Raw genomic sequence first — 17,960 nt, forward strand, 5'->3', positions numbered from 1 at the left:
ACAAATTGAGTATGAGTGAAGGGGGCATGTTTCCATGAAGAAAAGAACTGATTTATGGAAAATGGTAAGTATGGTTATGCTGTCGGCTGTTCTTATGGCTGGCTGTAGCAAAGGGGAGAGTGCTTCCGAGACCGCACCGGCATCGGTGCTTAAGGACGGAAAATATGACCCACCGTTTACAATTACCATCGCCAAACAACAGGATGAAAATGCTGGAAAGTACATCAACGGTGAGACGTTGAATGACAATGTATTGACCCGTTGGGGCGAACAAAACCTGGGTATCAAAATCCAAACCACCCTGCTGGGAGGTGATGCTTCACAATATAATACCAAGCTGCGGCTGGCACTGACGGGTTCCGAGAAACTACCAGACGTTCTGCCTGTCTATGATACCATGCTGGTCAATGATCTGATCGAGTCGGGGCAGGTCAAGGAGATTACAGAAGACATCTCAACCTACATGCCTGACCGGATAAAAGAAATATACAAACAATACCCAACCACCTTCAATCCAGTGGTTAGGGAGGGTAAGGTCTACGGAATGGCGATCGCGCCGAATTTGACGGAAGGCGAAGTCATGTTGATCCGCCAGGACTGGTTGGACAGATTGAATTTGAAAGCGCCAACAACGATTGATGAGTTTGAACAAGTCATCGCGGCGTTCACTAATGAGGACCCAGATGGGAACGGCAAGAAAGACACATACGGCTTTACTTTTTCAGGTAAAGATTCCTACAACACGGGCTGGGTCAGCGATCCAGTCATGATATTCAGCGCATACACGGGCAAACATCTTCCAAGGCAATGGCATAACGACAATGGCAAACTCACCTATGGATCTGTGGCTCCTGGCAACAAAGAGGCACTTGCCAAGTTACGCGATTGGTATGCACAAGGGTACTTGAACAAAGAATTGGCCACCCAAGGTGCCTGGGATGCACTGTCTGATTTTACGGAGGGGAAAGCTGGTATCATCATTGGTCGTCCTTGGCTGTACGACAGTGTGAAGGACGTAGAGAAAAATGTGGAGGGTGCAAAAATCAGCGCTTATCCGACCATTCAAGGTGTGAACGGTGATAAGACCTACCAATCCGCCCAGTTGAACGATGGTGTGTTCATGTTTAACAAGGATTTTCAGAACATGGAAGCCTTCTTCCTGTACTACGATAAAATGTACGACGCAGCGTTCAGCACGGGAGAGTTCAAATACGGCTACGCTCAAGGATACGATTACGATATCGTTAACGATGAAGTCACTTTTGATCCAACGAAATTCAATACGCCATTAGAGGCTGTGCAGGGTGTTGGGAAAATGGCATTTACCAAAAATACACCGAGTGTTGATGGCCCCGGCCAATCCTACTACGATCTGGCGAATGGGGTTAAAGCCGACACGGGTGTCCTCATTCAGAGCGCCTCGAAGGATCAAACGACGCAGGACGGATACCGGATTTCGTATGAAAACAGAGATGTTTTACTGCCAAATGAGTTTAACGGTCCACCAACGCCAACGATGCAAAATGTGTGGGAACAGTTGACCACCATGGAACAAGAGACGTTCACCAAAATCATATATGGCAATGAGCCGCTTGAAGTATTTGATACCTTTGTGAAACAGTGGCATGAAAAAGGCGGAGACACCGTGATCGAAGAAGTTAATGAATGGTACAACCAAGCCAGCGAGACGGATGTAATGACACTGATGAATTTGAAATAAAATCTAGTTTCACCTGAACCAGCCTTCCGGCAACAGGAAGGTTGGTCTTCTAAAAAAAGGAGATGATGAGACATGATCAAAGGTAAATCGTGGATGGCTATCGTCATTGCATTGATGTTGTTAACAGTTCATTTAACGTCCTCAGCTCAAACCGTTCACGCTGCTGGTGAAGAGACCCATGTTGCTGCAACATTGTTTGTGCTAAAGAATGAATCCGAAGTATCCAATGCCAAAATCCATTGGGCACCTGTCCAGGGAACTACTGCATACGAGTTATATAGATCCGAGAACAATGAGCCCTATGATTTATTACAGACCCTAACCGGTACAACGACGGATGATTATGACCTCAACATAGGTAGTACGTACAAATACCAAGTGAAGGCATATGGCGGAACTTCCTTGTTAACCTCCGCTGTCTCGCCAGAATATACCCCTTACAGCCTTCCAGAAAACCTCACAACTTTTGATAACACAACGCAATCAACGCTTATGCTCCCGAATGAACTTAAAGTGGGAGACACCTACTACAGATTCAATTTCGTGCAAAAGTCATCAGGCGGTTTTGGCGAAATGATTCAACAGACGTCAACGGATGACATCACCTACGGTAACGACAAAGTGGTCCTGTCCTACACGGATCATCCCGATCTGGCCAACTCTAAATTTGAAGGGATCAATATCCTATATCACGCGCCCACGAACAAATTTGTTTTTTGGGCTCACTATGAGAACAGTACAGACTACACACTTGCCAGAGTATCGGTGGCTTCGGCCACGCCTGGAGAAGACTTTACATTTCACAAAAGCTTTCGACCGGAAGGGAACCAATCCCGGGATATCTCCATTTTCAAAGATGATGATGATTCGGCGTATCTGATCTCTACGGCCAATAATAATTCGGACACCATCTTATATAAGTTAACCTCCGATTGGTTGGATGTGGATCATCAAGTTTCTGTTATTTATCAAAATCAACACAGGGAACTGCCCAAGATGATCAAAAAAGATGGCATTTATTATTTGTTCTCTTCCCAAGCGGCAGGTTGGTATCCGAGTATACCCTTGTATTCATCAGCAACAAGCATAGACGGAGATTGGTCTGAATTGCGGACGATTGGCAACACGTCAACCTTCTCGGCGCAGTCGGGTTCCGTCATGCGGGTGAAGCCAAATACGGGCAACAACGTGGTTATGGTTGCGTATCGCTGGATGTTCGGCTGGGCAGGTACGCAAAATGGAACAACAGAGGAACGACTGCTTCCCGTTTGGTTCTCTGATGGTTACGCATTTTATGATTATTTTGATCAAGTCCTGTACAACACAAGCGATGATGTTGTCGTTCCCGTTCAGAATGGAAAACTGCTGTCACAAGGTAAACCGGCAACAGCCCAAACGGTTACTGGAACAAATCCGGCAAGTTATGCTAATGATGGCAACTATCAAACCGAATGGGTAGGCACAGGCAGTTCCTGGCCACATTGGTGGAAGGTCGATCTCGGCTCTGTTCAACAGTTGAATAATGTGCAAATCTCCTGGTGGATGCAAAAAGGCTCCGAAGGTTATTACAAATACAAAATCGAGACCAGTACGGATAATATAAACTGGACCGTGGCATTGGATCGAACTAATAATACATCTTACGGTTTCACATCAGATACGCTATCGAGCACTGCTGCCAGGTATGTACGAATTAATATGCAAAATGCGGCACTTCATAACAACCCCAACAATTGGTACACGCCAAGACTATGGGAAGTGAAGGTATTTGGATCGGACACCAATTAACGATGTTCTTAAAAGAAGAGAGGTAACGGTGTGAATAATCAATTAACCAATGGTGGCATCTGGAATGATTCAAGCGGTAATCCAATCCATGCTCATGGTGGACATATGTTATTCCATGATGACTATTATTACTGGTATGGCGAAGATCGGAGAGACGATATATATGTGAGTTGTTACCGTTCCAAAGATCTATTCAACTGGGAGTTTCGAAACCATATCTTGACCACCTCTACACCAGCTGCACCCATTCGAGTTCGGACGAATCTGGCATTAGTGAACGATAAAGGTGGAAAAGTAAATCTCGAACGGCCTAAAGTGCTTTTCAACGCGGTGACCAAAAAGTTTGTACTCTGGGCTCACTATGAGAATGGTAACAATTACAACGATGCCGCATGCGCCATTGCCACATCGGATTCTCCGGATAGTCATTTCGTGTATCATGGCAGCTTTAATCCGTACGGGTATATGTCGCGTGACTGCACGCTCTTTCAGGACGAAGACGGGGCAACGTATTTTATTTCAGCTGCCAGAGACAATGCAGACCTGCACATCTATCGTCTGCAGGAAGATTACCTTAATGTCGAAAGTCTTATCGGAAAGGTGTGGCAGGGGGAGTATCGGGAGGCGCCAGCCGTCTTCAAACGGAAAGGGAAGTATTATATGGTGACCTCATTTTGCACGGGTTGGGCTCCCAATCAAGGGAAATACGCGATGGCTAATACGATGGATGGTCCATGGGGGATGCTCAGCGATTTTGGCGATGAAACGACGTACCAAACGCAACCAGCGTTTGTGCTGAAACGATCAGCGGAGGAGTATCTGTATTTTGCAGATCGCTGGAACGGATCGGATTATTTTCAGTCCAGCTATGTGGTACTGCCCATTGAATTCAATGGGGACATTCCGATTCTAAATGATTATTCCACATTATCTTTGCGAGAGGACGCACATCGGATTCATTTTGAACGATAATTTGAACGATAAAACGACTGATGAGAAAAGACTTTGATCCTACAGCGAATGCAGGTTCAAAGTCTTTTTGGATGAATTTTATAATTTCAAATCCAACGAATAGCGATCGCGAAGTACTGAACAATGGTGGAGCTCATGTCCAGCCATAACAAATGCAATCGATCGAGCTGAAGCAGTGTTATCACTGACGATCCCTCTACAGAGCCATGCTTCCGGGGTGAGGCGACGAAGCATAAGAATGGTTGAGCGGCGTGTGACGGCATATTCTTCGCTCAAATCGGCCAGGGTATACGCATTGAAAGGGTGGGTCTGCATAAGCACGTCCTGGTCGTAGCCGGGATGATTCGCTTGCTCACCTCTGGCGATGCGAAGCAATCGGCTGCTCATGATGCGTTCGTTATCCAAAAGGTGACCGATGACCTCTTTCACGCTCCATTTGCCTTCGGCGTACCGATAATTTGCTTGCTCCTCTGTCAATGAAGAGAGCAAAGTTGGTATGATATTGGCTTGCAGCTCTAAGCGTTCGATGATGTTCCCTTCAGGAACAAGCTGGATGTACCCTTTATAATAAGCTGCATATTCCTCTGTAGTTGGTCTTTCAACCATAGTAATGCCTCCTTTGGGATTCGTAGATCTGGAATATATTGTAGCATAAATCTTACTTCCAGCATTTAAATTGGCCCTTCCGCTTGATAGGTGGAAGGGCTGCTTCATGTAATTTAGGCAGTTTTTCAAGGTTACGTGTTATTCCACTTCTAATCCGTACGTCGTATTCCTTTATTTTGGACAAACTTCTCCAAAACCGCAAAATCCTCTGTCAGTTTTTTGAACGGTAACGTGTCCAGCACCTGTTCCCGATAACTCTTTTTGGCCGCTGCGCTGAGACGAGAGTCAAGTATGCTGAGTATGCCGAGGTCCGTTTCACTTCGAATCAAACGACCCGTTCCTTGCCGTAACCGAAGAAGCATGTCCGGTACAAATACCTCCATGAACGAATTCTCCGTTACAGATGCCTTATATTCATATACAGGATCCGATGGAACAGGGAAGGGCAGACGGAAAATAATGACCTGCGACAGGTCAGACCCCTCGATATTCACGCCTTCCCAGAATACACCAGTACCCAGGAGGACACCTTTGCTTTTCCTGAAATCGGCGATGACACTGTCCTGTGATGATCCCTCTTTTTGAACATGGAGTGCCCACGTATATTCATTAGCCCTTGAGATCAACTTTTTGTGAATGTATTTCATGTCCTCTTTTGCTGAAAAAAGGACGATTGTTCTTCCTTGAGTTAGATTACAGAGTTGAACCAATTCCTTATAAGCTGCTTCAAGATAGATTTCGCGCTGGTCATGTTGGTAATATGGAATTTTGTTCGAAATGTACATCGTGGCATGGTTGGTGTAGTCAAAAGGGGAGGGTTGGCGCTCTAAGAAATCTCCCTTATAACCAAGGGAGTGCGTCATATAAGAATATTGTTCCTCCAGCGTATCCCCGCCTTGGCACAGCGTTGCTGATGTTAGGATTACAGGTACCTTACCATTAAATAAAGCGTATTTCAGAAATTGGCTTATATCTTTGGGACAGATGCTGATTGTGGTTACTCTAAGGGGGCTGCTTGCCCATAAAAGATAGTTGTCCTCAATTTCAGATAAGACACGAATGAGGGTAATAAGCCCGTTGATGGCTTCAAAAGCGTCATCGATCTCCCGCTCGTGGCGTGAGGTCAAAATGGAAAGTCGCAGACTGAGATCTTTTAAATCGTTTAAGACTTGGTTTAACGGTATTCCTTTGATTTCCGACACTTTGATTCGGTCGTTATCCTGCTTGGCATGGTGGAGCAGATCCGCGTTTACCTGTTTGAAGATGCGCTCAGCGCAGTTTTTGATGAACTTGGATTGTGAGAAGAGACTTTTATCCCCGGACTGCTTCGTTAGAAGCTGCACCGTGTTATCCAGAATGCGGCAGATTCCCCGATAAGTGAACTCGAGTGTTCTGGCATCCCGAACTTTTGCTTCCAGATTATGCGCTTCATCAATGACGATCAGAGCAGGCTGTTCTGAGATGATGCTCTTGGTTCCTTCTTTTTTCTTCATCAAATCTCGTATGAGCAAGTCCTGGTTCACGATAATAAAATCAATCTCGTGAGCTTTTGCATTTAATTTCGCTCTCATATCGTAAAACAAACATGCAGTTTTATGATGACAACGTTCAAATTTGCAATCATTCACGGAAACGTGGGACCATTCGGCATCACTAACCCCAGCTTTAATATCGGCTCTTTCATCAATTTCATAATCTAATATGCGCTGCGCAAGGGTAGACACGGAGGAGTTTGCATCATCAAGATTGATCCATTCCGCTGCTCTACTTCGGCAGGCATACTGACCCATGCCTTTTCCCACGACGGAGCGAACCGTTGAGAATCCCAATCGACTACCAATAATCCTTAAATCTTTATGTATCTGTTCCGAGAGCTGAATGGAGGATGTCGCTATAATGACTGGTTTCTGAGACATTTGATTCGTGAGCAGACTTGGGATCAGGTACGCAAAAGACTTACCGATTCCGACACCAGCTTCAATCATGGCATTATGCCCATGGATATAAGCATCGGCGATATCGAGAGACATTTCTTGCTGTCCGATCCGCTCTCTAAGGCCAATTCGGGGGAACCGGTCATATATTCGGAAGATGGCGTTAACCAAAGAACGTTCGATTTCCTTGTCCGGTTCCTGCTTATTTATTTTATAAAGTTCATTTAACCAATTCATAACGATCGCCCCTCTTCCGAATGATGATCTTCTTGTACTACATTTTGGAGACGATTTACCTCACAATGCAGTTGTAACGGCATTTTTTAATCTGGATACGCCTTCCTGTAATTGTTCATCTGACAAATGTGCAAAAGACAAATAGATACCATACTTCGTACCAACAGACGTTGAACTGCTGACTTCTGAGTATACCACACCTTGTGACCGAGCTGATTCCCGAAAGGCCTCATAAGTGGTCACATTACCTCGCCACCAGCCAAACACGTGGAGACCCGCTTCATTCTCCACCCAATCAAACCATGTAGAGAGCTGCTTGTTCAAAAGTTTGAGTAACAGATGGAATTTCCGACTGTATAATCGATTCATTCTGCGCAGATGACGTTCATATTGACCACTTGTCATGAATGCAGCTAATGCCCGTTGTTCGATCAGGTTGACGGGTCTTGGCTCGTATAATGCCTGTGCCTTTCTAAAGGTATCTGCTAAGGTAGGGGGAAGAACCACATAACCAAGTCGTACTTCTAAAGGCAAGGTTTTGGTAAAGCTACCCAGGTAGATTACACGTCCTGCTTTATCGAGTGTTTTCAGTGGTTCAACATGCATTCCGCGATATCGGAATTCACTATCATAATCATCCTCAACAATCATGGCATCATTTCGCTGTGCCCAGTCCAGCAAGGTTTGTCTGCGTTCCAGACTGAGCATTTCACCAGTAGGAAATTGTCGTGACGGCGTGACAAACATCATACGTGCTTCCCAGTCCTGGGGCACAACGCCCTGACCATCGAGATTAGCTTCAATCAACTTTGCACCCGCAGCCAATATGGCTTTAGAAATCCCGACATAACAAGGACTCTCTGTCACTACATAATCCCCAGGATCTGCAAGTAATTGAGTGAGTAGAGCTATAGCTTGCATGGAGCCTGCAGTTACTGCAATATGATCCGGATCAACTTGAATGCCCCGCATCCTCCGAAGATAGGCAGCAATGGCTTCTCTCAATTTCGGATCCCCGGTTGAACTAACCATGGCAGAGGTTGTTTTCAGGTGATGCTCACGCTGCCTTATCTCTGCATACAATCGATTATTCCATTCATCGTAAGGAAACTTGGAGAAATCAGGTTGATATTTGCTAAAGTCGATCACTTCGTCGCTATTCATTCTGGAATCAAGTGTATGAGCATTGGACGGTGTATTTGTTTGAATCGACTGCTGTTCAAACTGCTGAATACGATTTCCCCAGGCGGATAAGTGATGCGTACAAGCTTTCTCGGTGGATGCATCATTGCTTAAGTCCAACTGATAAGCAACAAAGGTTCCTCTTCCATGCTCTGAATGAATGTAACCTTGAGCAGTCAACGTATCATAGACCTGATTCACGGTTCCTCTGGAAATGTGATACGTCGCGGCTAACTCTCGAGTAGAGGGTAACTTCTCGCCATGTATAAGATTACCTTCATGAATTGCATCACGAATGGCATGATAGAGGGCCTTCATCTTGGTATATTTTCGGTTCAAATATGAACTGTAAGCTACATGAAATTGCATAGGACCTCCAGAGTTATCATTGAAGTGGTACAATAAAAACCAAAAATATTGGATCTTTTTATATGACCATTCTCATTCTATACTAAATCATAGATTAGAGCGATGCCTTTATTGAAAACCACCCAAAAGTTACTTAGGAGGATTACAATCATGCAAACAGGTACAGATCGTGTAAAAAGAGGAATGGCTGAGATGCAAAAAGGTGGCGTCATCATGGACGTTATGAATGCAGAGCAAGCTAAAATTGCTGAGGCGGCAGGGGCAACAGCTGTTATGGCTCTTGAACGGGTACCTTCCGATATTCGCGCTGCTGGCGGTGTAGCTCGTATGGCAGATCCAACCATCGTTGAAGAGGTTATGAAGGTTGTATCTATCCCAGTTATGGCCAAAGCACGTATCGGTCATTACATAGAAGCCAAAGTGCTTGAATCCCTAGGTGTGGACTATCTCGATGAAAGTGAAGTTCTTACGCCTGCAGACGAAGTGTTCCATATCGATAAACATGAGTTTACTGTACCATTTGTATGTGGAGCCAAAGATTTGGGAGAAGCTCTTCGCCGTATTGGTGAGGGTGCATCGATGATTCGTACAAAAGGTGAGCCTGGAACGGGCAACATTGTTGAGGCAGTTCGTCATATGCGTCTAATTAACAGCCAGCTCCGCAAAGTGCAAAATATGTCCAAAGACGAGCTGTACGCTGAAGCCAAAAATCTGGGTGTAGCTTATGAGTTGCTGCGCGAAGTTCATGAAAATGGAAAACTTCCTGTCGTTAACTTTGCAGCAGGCGGTGTAGCTACTCCGGCGGACGCAGCATTAATGATGCACCTGGGAGCAGACGGTGTGTTTGTAGGATCAGGTATTTTCAAATCTGATAGCCCTGAGAAATTCGCTCGTGCAATCGTTGAAGCTACAACACATTACACCGATTACAAACTGATTGCTGAAGTATCCAAAAACTTGGGCGCCCCGATGAAAGGGATCGAAATTTCTAAATTGGCTCCAGAAGATCGCATGTCCAACCGCGGTTGGTAAGAGCAGATAGAGCAACTGGAGTATGAATAGTGTCAAGCAAAGCCGATCATAAATTGGATCGGCTTTTTTGTTATTGTTGACGAAAGCAATAGAAAAAAACGGAGAGGAGAATGTCCTATTTTCATCAATTGAGAATGATTATAATTATCATTTACGAGATTCGACATTTGCTGTATACTGACAATAACTATTTTACATAATGCATAAATAGAAAATTAAGGATTCAAAAGGGAGAGAATTAAATGTCTACACACTTTAAAAAAGGAATGTTATTTTGTTTTATTGCTGCACTTGTTGTTGTACTTGCAGCCTGCTCCAATAATAGTGATGGTAGCGATCAGGCAAACAATAACTCGCAACAAGCAGCGAAAAATGTTGCAACAGATGAGAAGACATCGGATGCAGAGACTTCAGCACCTGCTGAAACAACTTACCCGGTAACCGTTTCAAATTATACAACAGAGAACGGCACATGGGTGAAGAAGGATCAAACGTTTGACAAGGCACCTGAACGAGTAGTTGCCAATACCCAAGGTGCAGCCGAGCTGATGATTCGCCTTGGTTTGACAGACAAACTTGTAGGTGTAGCTGCGTTGTTTGGTAGTGTACCTGAAGATATTGCTGACGAGTTTAAACAAATTCCTGTGCTTGCTGAAGGCTATGTAGGTAAGGAAGTGACGATAGGGGCTACGCCTGACCTGGTTGTAGGGCGTGGTGGATTGTTTGAGGATGCGGACTGGGGTGTTGGTACAGTAAGCAGCTTGAATGATATGGGGATTAAAACGTACGTACAAAGCACCAGTGTTCCTGATGCATCGTTAGATAGTCTGTATCAGGATATTACTGAATTAGGTGAGATATTCAACGTACAAGCCAATGCAGCGGCATATATTGAGACGCTTAAAGCACGCGAGAATGCCTTGTCGGCCCGAGCTAGCTCTGAAACGATCAACTATGCATCATTTTCGGATAATGGTGATGGAACCATTGGAATTTACAACGGAAATGGTGATACGTTTATTGAAAGTGCAATGTCATTAATCAATATGCATAATATGCTGATTAATGAAACTGGCACACTCAGTCTGGAGAAGTTAATCGAGATTAATCCAGATGCAATGATTATTTCGAGGTATGCAGGTGGTATTGATCCAGAAGAAACGATTAAAAAGCTGCTTGCCAACAAGCAGGTGCAAAACATTAACGCAGTTAAAAACAAAAAAATCTACATTATCGATTTCAACAACTTCTGGGGTTACGGGGATTCCATCTTCACAGGTGTTGAAGGACTCGCTGATGATCTCGAGTTGTAATGAAGCCAAGGACAAAAACATAGTACCATTAAAAGTCGCTATTTTAGCGGCTTTTTTTGTTTATCAGGGACCGAATTCCTGTCTAAAGCTGATCAAACTTTTATTGGAACATAACGTTACTATTGTAAGATTAAAAATTACATGAAGTGGGTGAATCGCTGTGAGAATGAAGCATTTGAAAAAAGTAGTTGTCGTTGCATTAGTGATGTCGGTGTTATTACCATTGGGGGCGCAAAAATCTGAAGCAGCATCCAAATATGTTGATTTGGAAATTCAGTGGGCAGACGGTCGTATTAACCATGTTCAGACGTTAATCAAGGATGGAGTCACTTACGGAAGTTTTTTCTCACTCGGTATTAAGGCAGGCCTAGTGTGGGGGATGGAAGATGATAATACGGCCGTACTGAAGAGCAGTCAGAAGCATATTGTTGTGCACTTGGGAAGCAGCATTGCCGAGGTAGATGGTCAAAAAGTAGATATGGGCACAGAACCTGTGTCGTATATTAGTCACCTTTATGTACCCATTAGATTTCTTGCATCTGCTTTGGACGGGGAAGTGACTCATCAAGATATGAAAACGAACAAGGTAACCGTGACTGGATTGAGCAATTATACTGATACTTTTTATGGCAGCAACATGGGTTACACCTATGTCATTCGCACTGCAAAAGGAGACCTTGAGATTACGAATGCTTCTACTGGACAAAAGAGTTTGATACCCTTAGGGATCAAGGACATGAATGTGAATACTCATGATCTTAAAATAAATTTCAAGAGGAGTCCCCAAAATCTACTTATTGTCATCATTGAACACACTAATCGAAAAACGGAAGACTACGATCTTTACACCTTGGTATTCAAAAATAAAGGTCTGATTCGCAAATCCATTGCTCACGGGGTAACGGACCAGCAGGAAATTTTGAATTCAGATAGTACCATTCAACTCATCGATGACAACAGTATACGTATTATTGAAGATGGAAGTGGTAAAGTACTTGAAGTCCTTTCTCGTTGAATAGATATCTGATCCGATATTCATGAATTTCATCCCTCACCAACTGATTTTAATACAAACATCTCAAAGAGCCGCTGATCAGAGTGATCAGCGGCTCTTGCATATTTCTTCCCGAATCTTTTCAAAACTAGTTGACTTGTGAATTTATTATCAGTATAGTGTGAATCAGTTCACACTATACATTAAGGAGTAGTCTATGCCAAAAAATACTTTCTTTCGTTTAGACGAAGCAAGGCGCGAGGAAATATCGAATAGCGCTATGCATCTTTTTGTTGATAATCTTTACGAGGATATAACTATGAAGATGGTTTTGGATAGTTTGTCCATGCACCCCGGAACATTTTATCGGTATTTTGAAGACAAAGATGACCTTTATTGTCACTTAATACGTATTGTGACCCAGAAAAGAGCTACATACTTCAGTAACAGTAATGAAGATTCCCTTTACAGCTATTTCCTTACTGGCTTATTTGGTAACGTTAATGGCATGGTGACCGAGCCACTGAATGAGTTGGAAATCAAACTGACTAAAACATTTTCATATATTCCTGAGGACATTTTGCTGAAAGTATATGTGAATGTGTTAAAGGGCGAGTCATTCCCCATGATCAAGGACATTTTACGCCGAATGAGGGTTGATGGATATCTCCGACCGGATGTTGACGACGATCTGATCTCTTTTATGTTTGAGTCAATGCAGCTTAATTTAATCTTGTTTTTTAGGGAATTCGATATTAAGGACTCTGAGCTGCAACATAAGATCAGCAAGTACTTTGCTGAATTTATGGGTCATGGGCTGCTTGAAGATCATAAATATTCTGAAATGGTTAGCGATCTTAAGGGGGAAAGAAAATGAAAACCTATGACGCATTTCCAGAACCAATTGGGGGCTATACTGTCGGTCGAACCCAGATGGATTTTGAGTACACGGCATCAGATTACTCCAAAAGAGAACTGACCGCTTTTGTGTACTATCCGTCTGACAGTAGCGAAGGTAAGACTACATCAACGTACATGTTTCCTGAAGTCTACGAGATGTTTAATGAGCAGCCACTTGTCAATGCGTTGAAGGATGTTTTCTCTATAGATATCAAGACCCAGTGTTACGACGACCTTGCTCTTTCCGGGAAGGAAAAGCGCTATCCAGTGTTATTCTATGTTTGCGGCGGGGGCGGATCTCCAGAATGGGGGACAGTGCTCTGTACAGACTTGGCAAGCATGGGGTATGTTGTGGTAAGCATCGGCCATCAGAATAGCACGATGTATAAACGTAAAGATGGGCGCCTGTTTAATGTATCAAAGGACTTTTCGGATGTCATTACAGCGTTTGGTGAAGATCCGGAGATGCTGGCGTTGGCTGGTAAGATGGAGATGCGTCCTGACGATGAAACTGCCATTGAGATGTGCCGTAACGTGCTTGCACTACCGATACTTTCCAAGATAACAGAGTATAGTGAATTACAGGCAGAAGATGTAAGGTATGTAGCCGATTATCTTTACAAACTGGACTCTGGAGAGCTGAATTCCATCTTTAAGGGCAGATTGTTGCTTGACATCGGCATGGGTATAGTCGGACATTCCTATGGAGGGCCTACGACGGCGATGGTTTGCCGTGATGATGACCGGTTCACCTGCGGGATTGGTTTGGATAGCGGTGCGTTTGGACTTCTTGACAGCGATCTTAAGAAACCTTTCTTGTTCCTGTTTTGTGAACCTAACTATAATATGAATGCGATTATTGGCGCTAACAATAGCATGGAAACCTATTATTTCTCAGTTGATCGTGTTGCACATTTAGATTACTGTGACATCGTGTTTACCAGTGTTAATGAGGAACTCAGAGGTGAACGGGATGTTATGGAGATGCGAAATATTGTTACAGACTATGCGAAGAACTTTTTTGATCATTACATACTGCAGAAGGCAGCAAGTGTGGAAATTCTGGCATACGATGGTGTGGAATTGATCAGGAAGACCAGCAACAAGTGACATAACCGAGAGTTTGCTGATTAATGTATGTCGAAGAGCTAGCCGTACAGACGCAGAGCCGATAACCCCATTACGGGGTTATCGGCTCTCTGATATTGCAAATTAACTTCCTGGTTCCAATAACTGACGCTTATTCGGCCTTAGTCCCGCCAGTGTTTACTTCGCTTCTAGGCTCCATCAACATGATATGACATTCCTTTTCGGCGGAAGGTTTGATCTCGACTCCCTTAGGGACAATATACATCTCGCCCTTGGAAATCTTCACTTGCCCATCACGAAAATCAATTATCATTTCCCCCTCGAGCACAAAAAATAACTTGTCAGTCTCCTCATGAACATGCCACTCAAAATCTCCAGCAATCTTAACGATCTTAAATTGATAGTCATTCATTTCACCAATGAGTTTCGGAGACCAAAGATCGTTTAATTTCGAAAATTCCTCATTTAATTTAATAGCTTGATAGTGCATCGTCATTCCTCCTGTGTATTAATCCTATATGTTCAGTATACTGATTTAAGCTTTGGTATAACATGGATGCCTATTGAAATCAGGATGGATTATTGATGAACTTCAGACGATACTCCGTAGGAGAAATACCATATTGTTTCTTGAACACTCTGCTAAAATAAAAGGGGTCAGCAATGCCAACGGTCTCGGCAATCTGTTGTACAGACGCATCACTTGCCAATAACATTTGTTGTGCCATGTTTATACGATATTTCAATACATATTCTGCTGGACCCATACCTGCATGTCTTCTAAACACGTAGGAAAGTCGATTTCGATTAATATTATTTTGTTCTGCAAGCGATCCGACAGTCAGATTTTGATCATAGTATTCTTGGATATAGGTAGAGATCCGTTCGAATAAAACATCTGTTTCACAACTGTTTTGCCTATGATCAACACATATTAAGGTCTCATTCAGTACATCGCGAAACAGCATTTCGGTCTGAAACTTTGAAATACCTCCACGCTGGTTATACACATGCCAAAGACGCATGATTAATTCGATCAGACGTGGAGACTGACCCGTTGATAATTCAAAATGCTGATGGGAAAAGCTTGTCTCTTCGAGGTCCGAACTACATATTCGGTATAAAACGAGGATATATTCCCAGTCCGTTCTATGAAACACGGTTTGATCCAGTTTCATTTTCGCGCCCCCATGTACAACTTTTCCTGGTGAAAAAATATAGGGTGTACCATCAAATTGAAATTGTATTTTTCCTGTAAGAGGAAATACAAATCCAGGAAAAGAATCGGTATAGTCAGCCTGGGGAACCCCTGGATTTCTAGCATATCGATATACGCCTTCTACTTGAAAAGGAATGTGTGCAAAATGCGCTGCTAACTGATTAACGTCTACTTTCACATTACGTACCTCATTTCAAAAGTGTTTGCCAGTCATTCTAAGATAAATCGTTGTGCACCTTACTCCAACATTATTGATAACGATTATCACTGTCAACATATATAATGAAAAAGAAAGCTCTTTTTTACATATGGGCAATAGAATCCATCTTGTGTTAACATGTGCACTAACTAATCCAATTGTTTGCTTGAGAAGGGGAACCCATGTCAATTCGAATAAAAATGCTGCTGTCCTTTACGGGCATGCTTGTTATAAGTCTACTGTTCATCCTGCTTACGGCAAGTCTGTATACGATTGCGGCCACAGGGGATCTACAGAGTTTCCGTGATATATACAAGGTACATTATCAGATCAACCCCCTGACTGAACAGGGAGAATCGATCTTTCAAGAGATGAAGTTTCTGGCCAAAAATGACCCGGACGACCTGCAGAACAAGGTTTTGCTGCGTGAATATGATATGAAGCTTCGAGCTGAGAAGTCAGGGCTCTATATCAGACGAGAGAATAGTCAGATCTTCGAATCACTGACCTTCAACCAGCCAGAACTGAAGCAAGCACTGCCTGCCTATGATCTTAACAATTATCAGATTCGGAGCACCTTCAATATTGGTGAGCGATTTTACGCGTATGCAAAATTTGATTTTCAATATTCAGATGGGGAACGGGGGAGTATCTTTGTCATTCGTGAGAGAAGCCCCTTTGCGGAGCTTACTCGCAAGTTGCTGCCTGTGATGTCATTCCTGCTTATTGGCGTCCTCATCATTGCAAATCTGCTCTTGTTCCGCTGGATCACGCGCAGCTTCATTAAACCCTTGAATCAACTACGAAGTTCAGCCGAACATATTAAGGATGGCAATCTATCCTTTAAACTTCAGCTAAACTCCAATGACGAGGTTGGTCAACTTAGCGAAGCGTTTGAGAGCATGCGGAATCAATTACAGCTCTCCTATGCGTTACGTCAGCAGGACGAAGTGAACCGCAAAGAGCTTATCTCCAACATTTCGCATGATCTCCGTACGCCGATTACCAATATCAAAGGGTATATTGAGGGTATTCGTGACGGCGTGGCTAATACTCCGGAGAAAATGGAGAGTTATGTTAATATCATTCACTCCAAAGCAGTTAGCATGGATAAGCTGGTGGATGAACTGTTTTTGTATTCCAAGCTCGACTTGAACCAAGAGCCTTTCCTGTTTAAAGCAGTTGATCTCGCTGATTTCCTTGAAGATAGCATCGAAGAGCTGAGATATGATCTGGAGGACAAAGGTGTTGCCCTGGATTGGAATAACCAGGTGTCTGGTCCCGCTATGGCTGCTGTGGATCCGGAGAAGTTAAAACGTACCGTTGTTAATGTGGTGGATAATGCACTCAAATACATGGAGAATGAACACAAACGATTCGAGATTACACTTCAAGCTGATGAGAAATGGATTACGATGGGCTTTAAAGATAATGGCAGGGGAATACCTGAAGAGGCACTGCCTTATATATTTGAACGCTTCTATCGTGCAGAACAATCCCGGAATTCCTCAACGGGCGGAAGTGGGCTCGGGCTGGCAATTGCCCGCCAAATCATTGATGGACATGGGGGCTTTATCTGGGCAGAAAGCCAGCCCAATGATGGCACGAGTATATATATCAAACTGAAACGGCTGAATGAAGAGAGGAACTAATGAGTTATGGCAAACATTTTGATCATTGAAGACGAAACAACGATTGCGGAACTGGAACGGGATTATTTTGAGCTCAACGGATTTTCCGTGGATCTCTGCCATACTGGAGATGGAGGTCTGAAGCAGGCACTGGAGGGGGACTATAATCTGATCATTGTTGATCTGATGCTTCCTGGACTCGACGGCTTCGAATGTTGCAGGCGCATTCGCGAGGTGAAGGAGGTACCCATCCTTGTCGTTTCCGCGAAAAAGGAAGAAATCGATAAGATCAGGACATTTAATCTGGGAGTGGATGATTTTATTACAAAACCGTTTAGCCCAAGTGAATTGGTTGCACGAGCAAAGGCTCATTTGACCCGATACGAGAGACTACTTGGCAAAAACAAACCAGCTGAGCAGGATGAAATCCACATTCGCGGGCTTCACATTGACAAAGGATCACGCCGCGTTTTTGTTAATGGAGAAGAGGTGGCGATTACAACCAAGGAATTCGAGTTACTTGTATTTCTTGCGAGTCATCCCAACCGTGTATTCAGCAAATCAGATCTGTTCGAGCGGATCTGGGGCATGGATTCCACCGGAGACATTGCAACGGTTACTGTCCATATTCGCAAACTACGCGGCAAGCTGGAGACAGACCCCAAAAATCCGGAGTATATTGAAACCGTCTGGGGTGCAGGCTACCGGTTTACTGCATAAGTTTCGTGAAAATTTAGAGCCAGTTTATATTTTGTTAATAACTTTAGCCTTGGGA

General features: G+C 43.6%; 15 protein-coding genes. 10 read left to right on the top strand and 5 right to left on the bottom strand.

The genetic code is table 11. From position 1 onward, the window contains the following. Nucleotides 1-34: 34 nt before the first annotated feature. The 3 genes from NST38_RS15625 (at nucleotide 35) to NST38_RS15635 (ending at nucleotide 4,480) form a co-directional block, all read left to right on the top strand. A complete protein-coding gene (locus tag NST38_RS15625) occupies nucleotides 35-1,720 on the top strand; it encodes a hypothetical protein (RefSeq protein ID WP_076253113.1) in 1,686 nt (561 codons plus the stop codon). A 72-nt stretch (nucleotides 1,721-1,792) separates the two neighbouring features. Continuing rightward, complete coding sequence (locus NST38_RS15630) at nucleotides 1,793-3,508, top strand: discoidin domain-containing protein (protein ID WP_051447402.1); 1,716 nt, start codon at nucleotides 1,793-1,795, stop codon at nucleotides 3,506-3,508. 30 nt (nucleotides 3,509-3,538) lie between these two features. Then, the gene (locus NST38_RS15635) at nucleotides 3,539-4,480 is read left to right on the top strand and encodes a family 43 glycosylhydrolase (protein WP_051447401.1); all 942 of its coding nucleotides are present in this window, start codon (nucleotides 3,539-3,541) and stop codon (nucleotides 4,478-4,480) included. A 78-nt stretch (nucleotides 4,481-4,558) separates the two neighbouring features. Here the strand turns inward: NST38_RS15635 and NST38_RS15640 are convergent, their stop codons facing one another. The 3 genes from NST38_RS15640 to pdxR all read right to left on the bottom strand — a co-directional run bounded on the left by NST38_RS15640 (nucleotide 4,559) and on the right by pdxR (nucleotide 8,808). Continuing rightward, the gene (locus tag NST38_RS15640; protein ID WP_036615666.1) at nucleotides 4,559-5,086 is read right to left on the bottom strand and encodes a DinB family protein; all 528 of its coding nucleotides are present in this window, start codon (nucleotides 5,084-5,086) and stop codon (nucleotides 4,559-4,561) included. A 149-nt stretch (nucleotides 5,087-5,235) separates the two neighbouring features. Further along, the gene (locus tag NST38_RS15645) at nucleotides 5,236-7,257 is read right to left on the bottom strand and encodes an ATP-dependent DNA helicase (RefSeq protein WP_076253114.1); all 2,022 of its coding nucleotides are present in this window, start codon (nucleotides 7,255-7,257) and stop codon (nucleotides 5,236-5,238) included. A 60-nt stretch (nucleotides 7,258-7,317) separates the two neighbouring features. Continuing rightward, complete coding sequence (pdxR, locus tag NST38_RS15650) at nucleotides 7,318-8,808, bottom strand: MocR-like pyridoxine biosynthesis transcription factor PdxR (RefSeq protein ID WP_076253115.1); 1,491 nt, start codon at nucleotides 8,806-8,808, stop codon at nucleotides 7,318-7,320. A gap of 147 nt (nucleotides 8,809-8,955) precedes the next feature. On the opposite strand from pdxR, the gene pdxS reads away from it, so the two are divergent. The 5 genes from pdxS to NST38_RS15675 all read left to right on the top strand — a co-directional run bounded on the left by pdxS (nucleotide 8,956) and on the right by NST38_RS15675 (nucleotide 14,157). Continuing rightward, complete coding sequence (gene pdxS / locus NST38_RS15655) at nucleotides 8,956-9,840, top strand: pyridoxal 5'-phosphate synthase lyase subunit PdxS (RefSeq protein ID WP_200868523.1); 885 nt, start codon at nucleotides 8,956-8,958, stop codon at nucleotides 9,838-9,840. Nucleotides 9,841-10,082: 242 nt separating this feature from the next. Further along, nucleotides 10,083-11,153 carry an ABC transporter substrate-binding protein gene (locus NST38_RS15660; RefSeq protein ID WP_036615655.1) on the top strand — a complete coding sequence of 357 codons (1,071 nt, stop codon included), beginning with the start codon at nucleotides 10,083-10,085 and terminating at the stop codon, nucleotides 11,151-11,153. A 166-nt stretch (nucleotides 11,154-11,319) separates the two neighbouring features. Beyond that, complete coding sequence (locus tag NST38_RS15665) at nucleotides 11,320-12,168, top strand: copper amine oxidase N-terminal domain-containing protein (RefSeq protein WP_101313825.1); 849 nt, start codon at nucleotides 11,320-11,322, stop codon at nucleotides 12,166-12,168. Between the two features lie 196 nt (nucleotides 12,169-12,364). Next, nucleotides 12,365-13,024 (top strand): TetR/AcrR family transcriptional regulator, encoded by a 660-nt coding sequence (locus NST38_RS15670; RefSeq protein WP_076253116.1) that lies wholly within the window; start codon nucleotides 12,365-12,367, stop codon nucleotides 13,022-13,024. Beyond that, the gene (locus NST38_RS15675) at nucleotides 13,021-14,157 is read left to right on the top strand and encodes an alpha/beta hydrolase (protein WP_076253117.1); all 1,137 of its coding nucleotides are present in this window, start codon (nucleotides 13,021-13,023) and stop codon (nucleotides 14,155-14,157) included. Before NST38_RS15670 ends, NST38_RS15675 begins: the two co-directional genes overlap by 4 nt. A gap of 130 nt (nucleotides 14,158-14,287) precedes the next feature. Here NST38_RS15675 and NST38_RS15680 read toward each other — a convergent pair whose 3' ends face one another. Further along, complete coding sequence (locus tag NST38_RS15680; protein WP_076253118.1) at nucleotides 14,288-14,626, bottom strand: cupin domain-containing protein; 339 nt, start codon at nucleotides 14,624-14,626, stop codon at nucleotides 14,288-14,290. 79 nt (nucleotides 14,627-14,705) lie between these two features. Continuing rightward, nucleotides 14,706-15,533 carry a helix-turn-helix transcriptional regulator gene (locus NST38_RS15685; RefSeq protein WP_076253119.1) on the bottom strand — a complete coding sequence of 276 codons (828 nt, stop codon included), beginning with the start codon at nucleotides 15,531-15,533 and terminating at the stop codon, nucleotides 14,706-14,708. A gap of 203 nt (nucleotides 15,534-15,736) precedes the next feature. Here NST38_RS15685 and NST38_RS15690 point away from each other — a divergent pair, with 203 nt between their 5' ends. Both NST38_RS15690 and NST38_RS15695 read left to right on the top strand, forming a co-directional pair. Further along, nucleotides 15,737-17,206 (top strand): sensor histidine kinase, encoded by a 1,470-nt coding sequence (locus tag NST38_RS15690; protein WP_076253120.1) that lies wholly within the window; start codon nucleotides 15,737-15,739, stop codon nucleotides 17,204-17,206. Nucleotides 17,207-17,212: 6 nt separating this feature from the next. Then, the gene (locus tag NST38_RS15695; protein ID WP_076253121.1) at nucleotides 17,213-17,905 is read left to right on the top strand and encodes a response regulator transcription factor; all 693 of its coding nucleotides are present in this window, start codon (nucleotides 17,213-17,215) and stop codon (nucleotides 17,903-17,905) included. The last annotated feature ends 55 nt before the right edge of the window (nucleotides 17,906-17,960 follow it).

The sequence above is a fragment of the Paenibacillus sp. FSL H8-0104 genome (genome assembly GCF_038050215.1).
Taxonomy (GTDB): domain Bacteria; phylum Bacillota; class Bacilli; order Paenibacillales; family Paenibacillaceae; genus Paenibacillus; species Paenibacillus amylolyticus.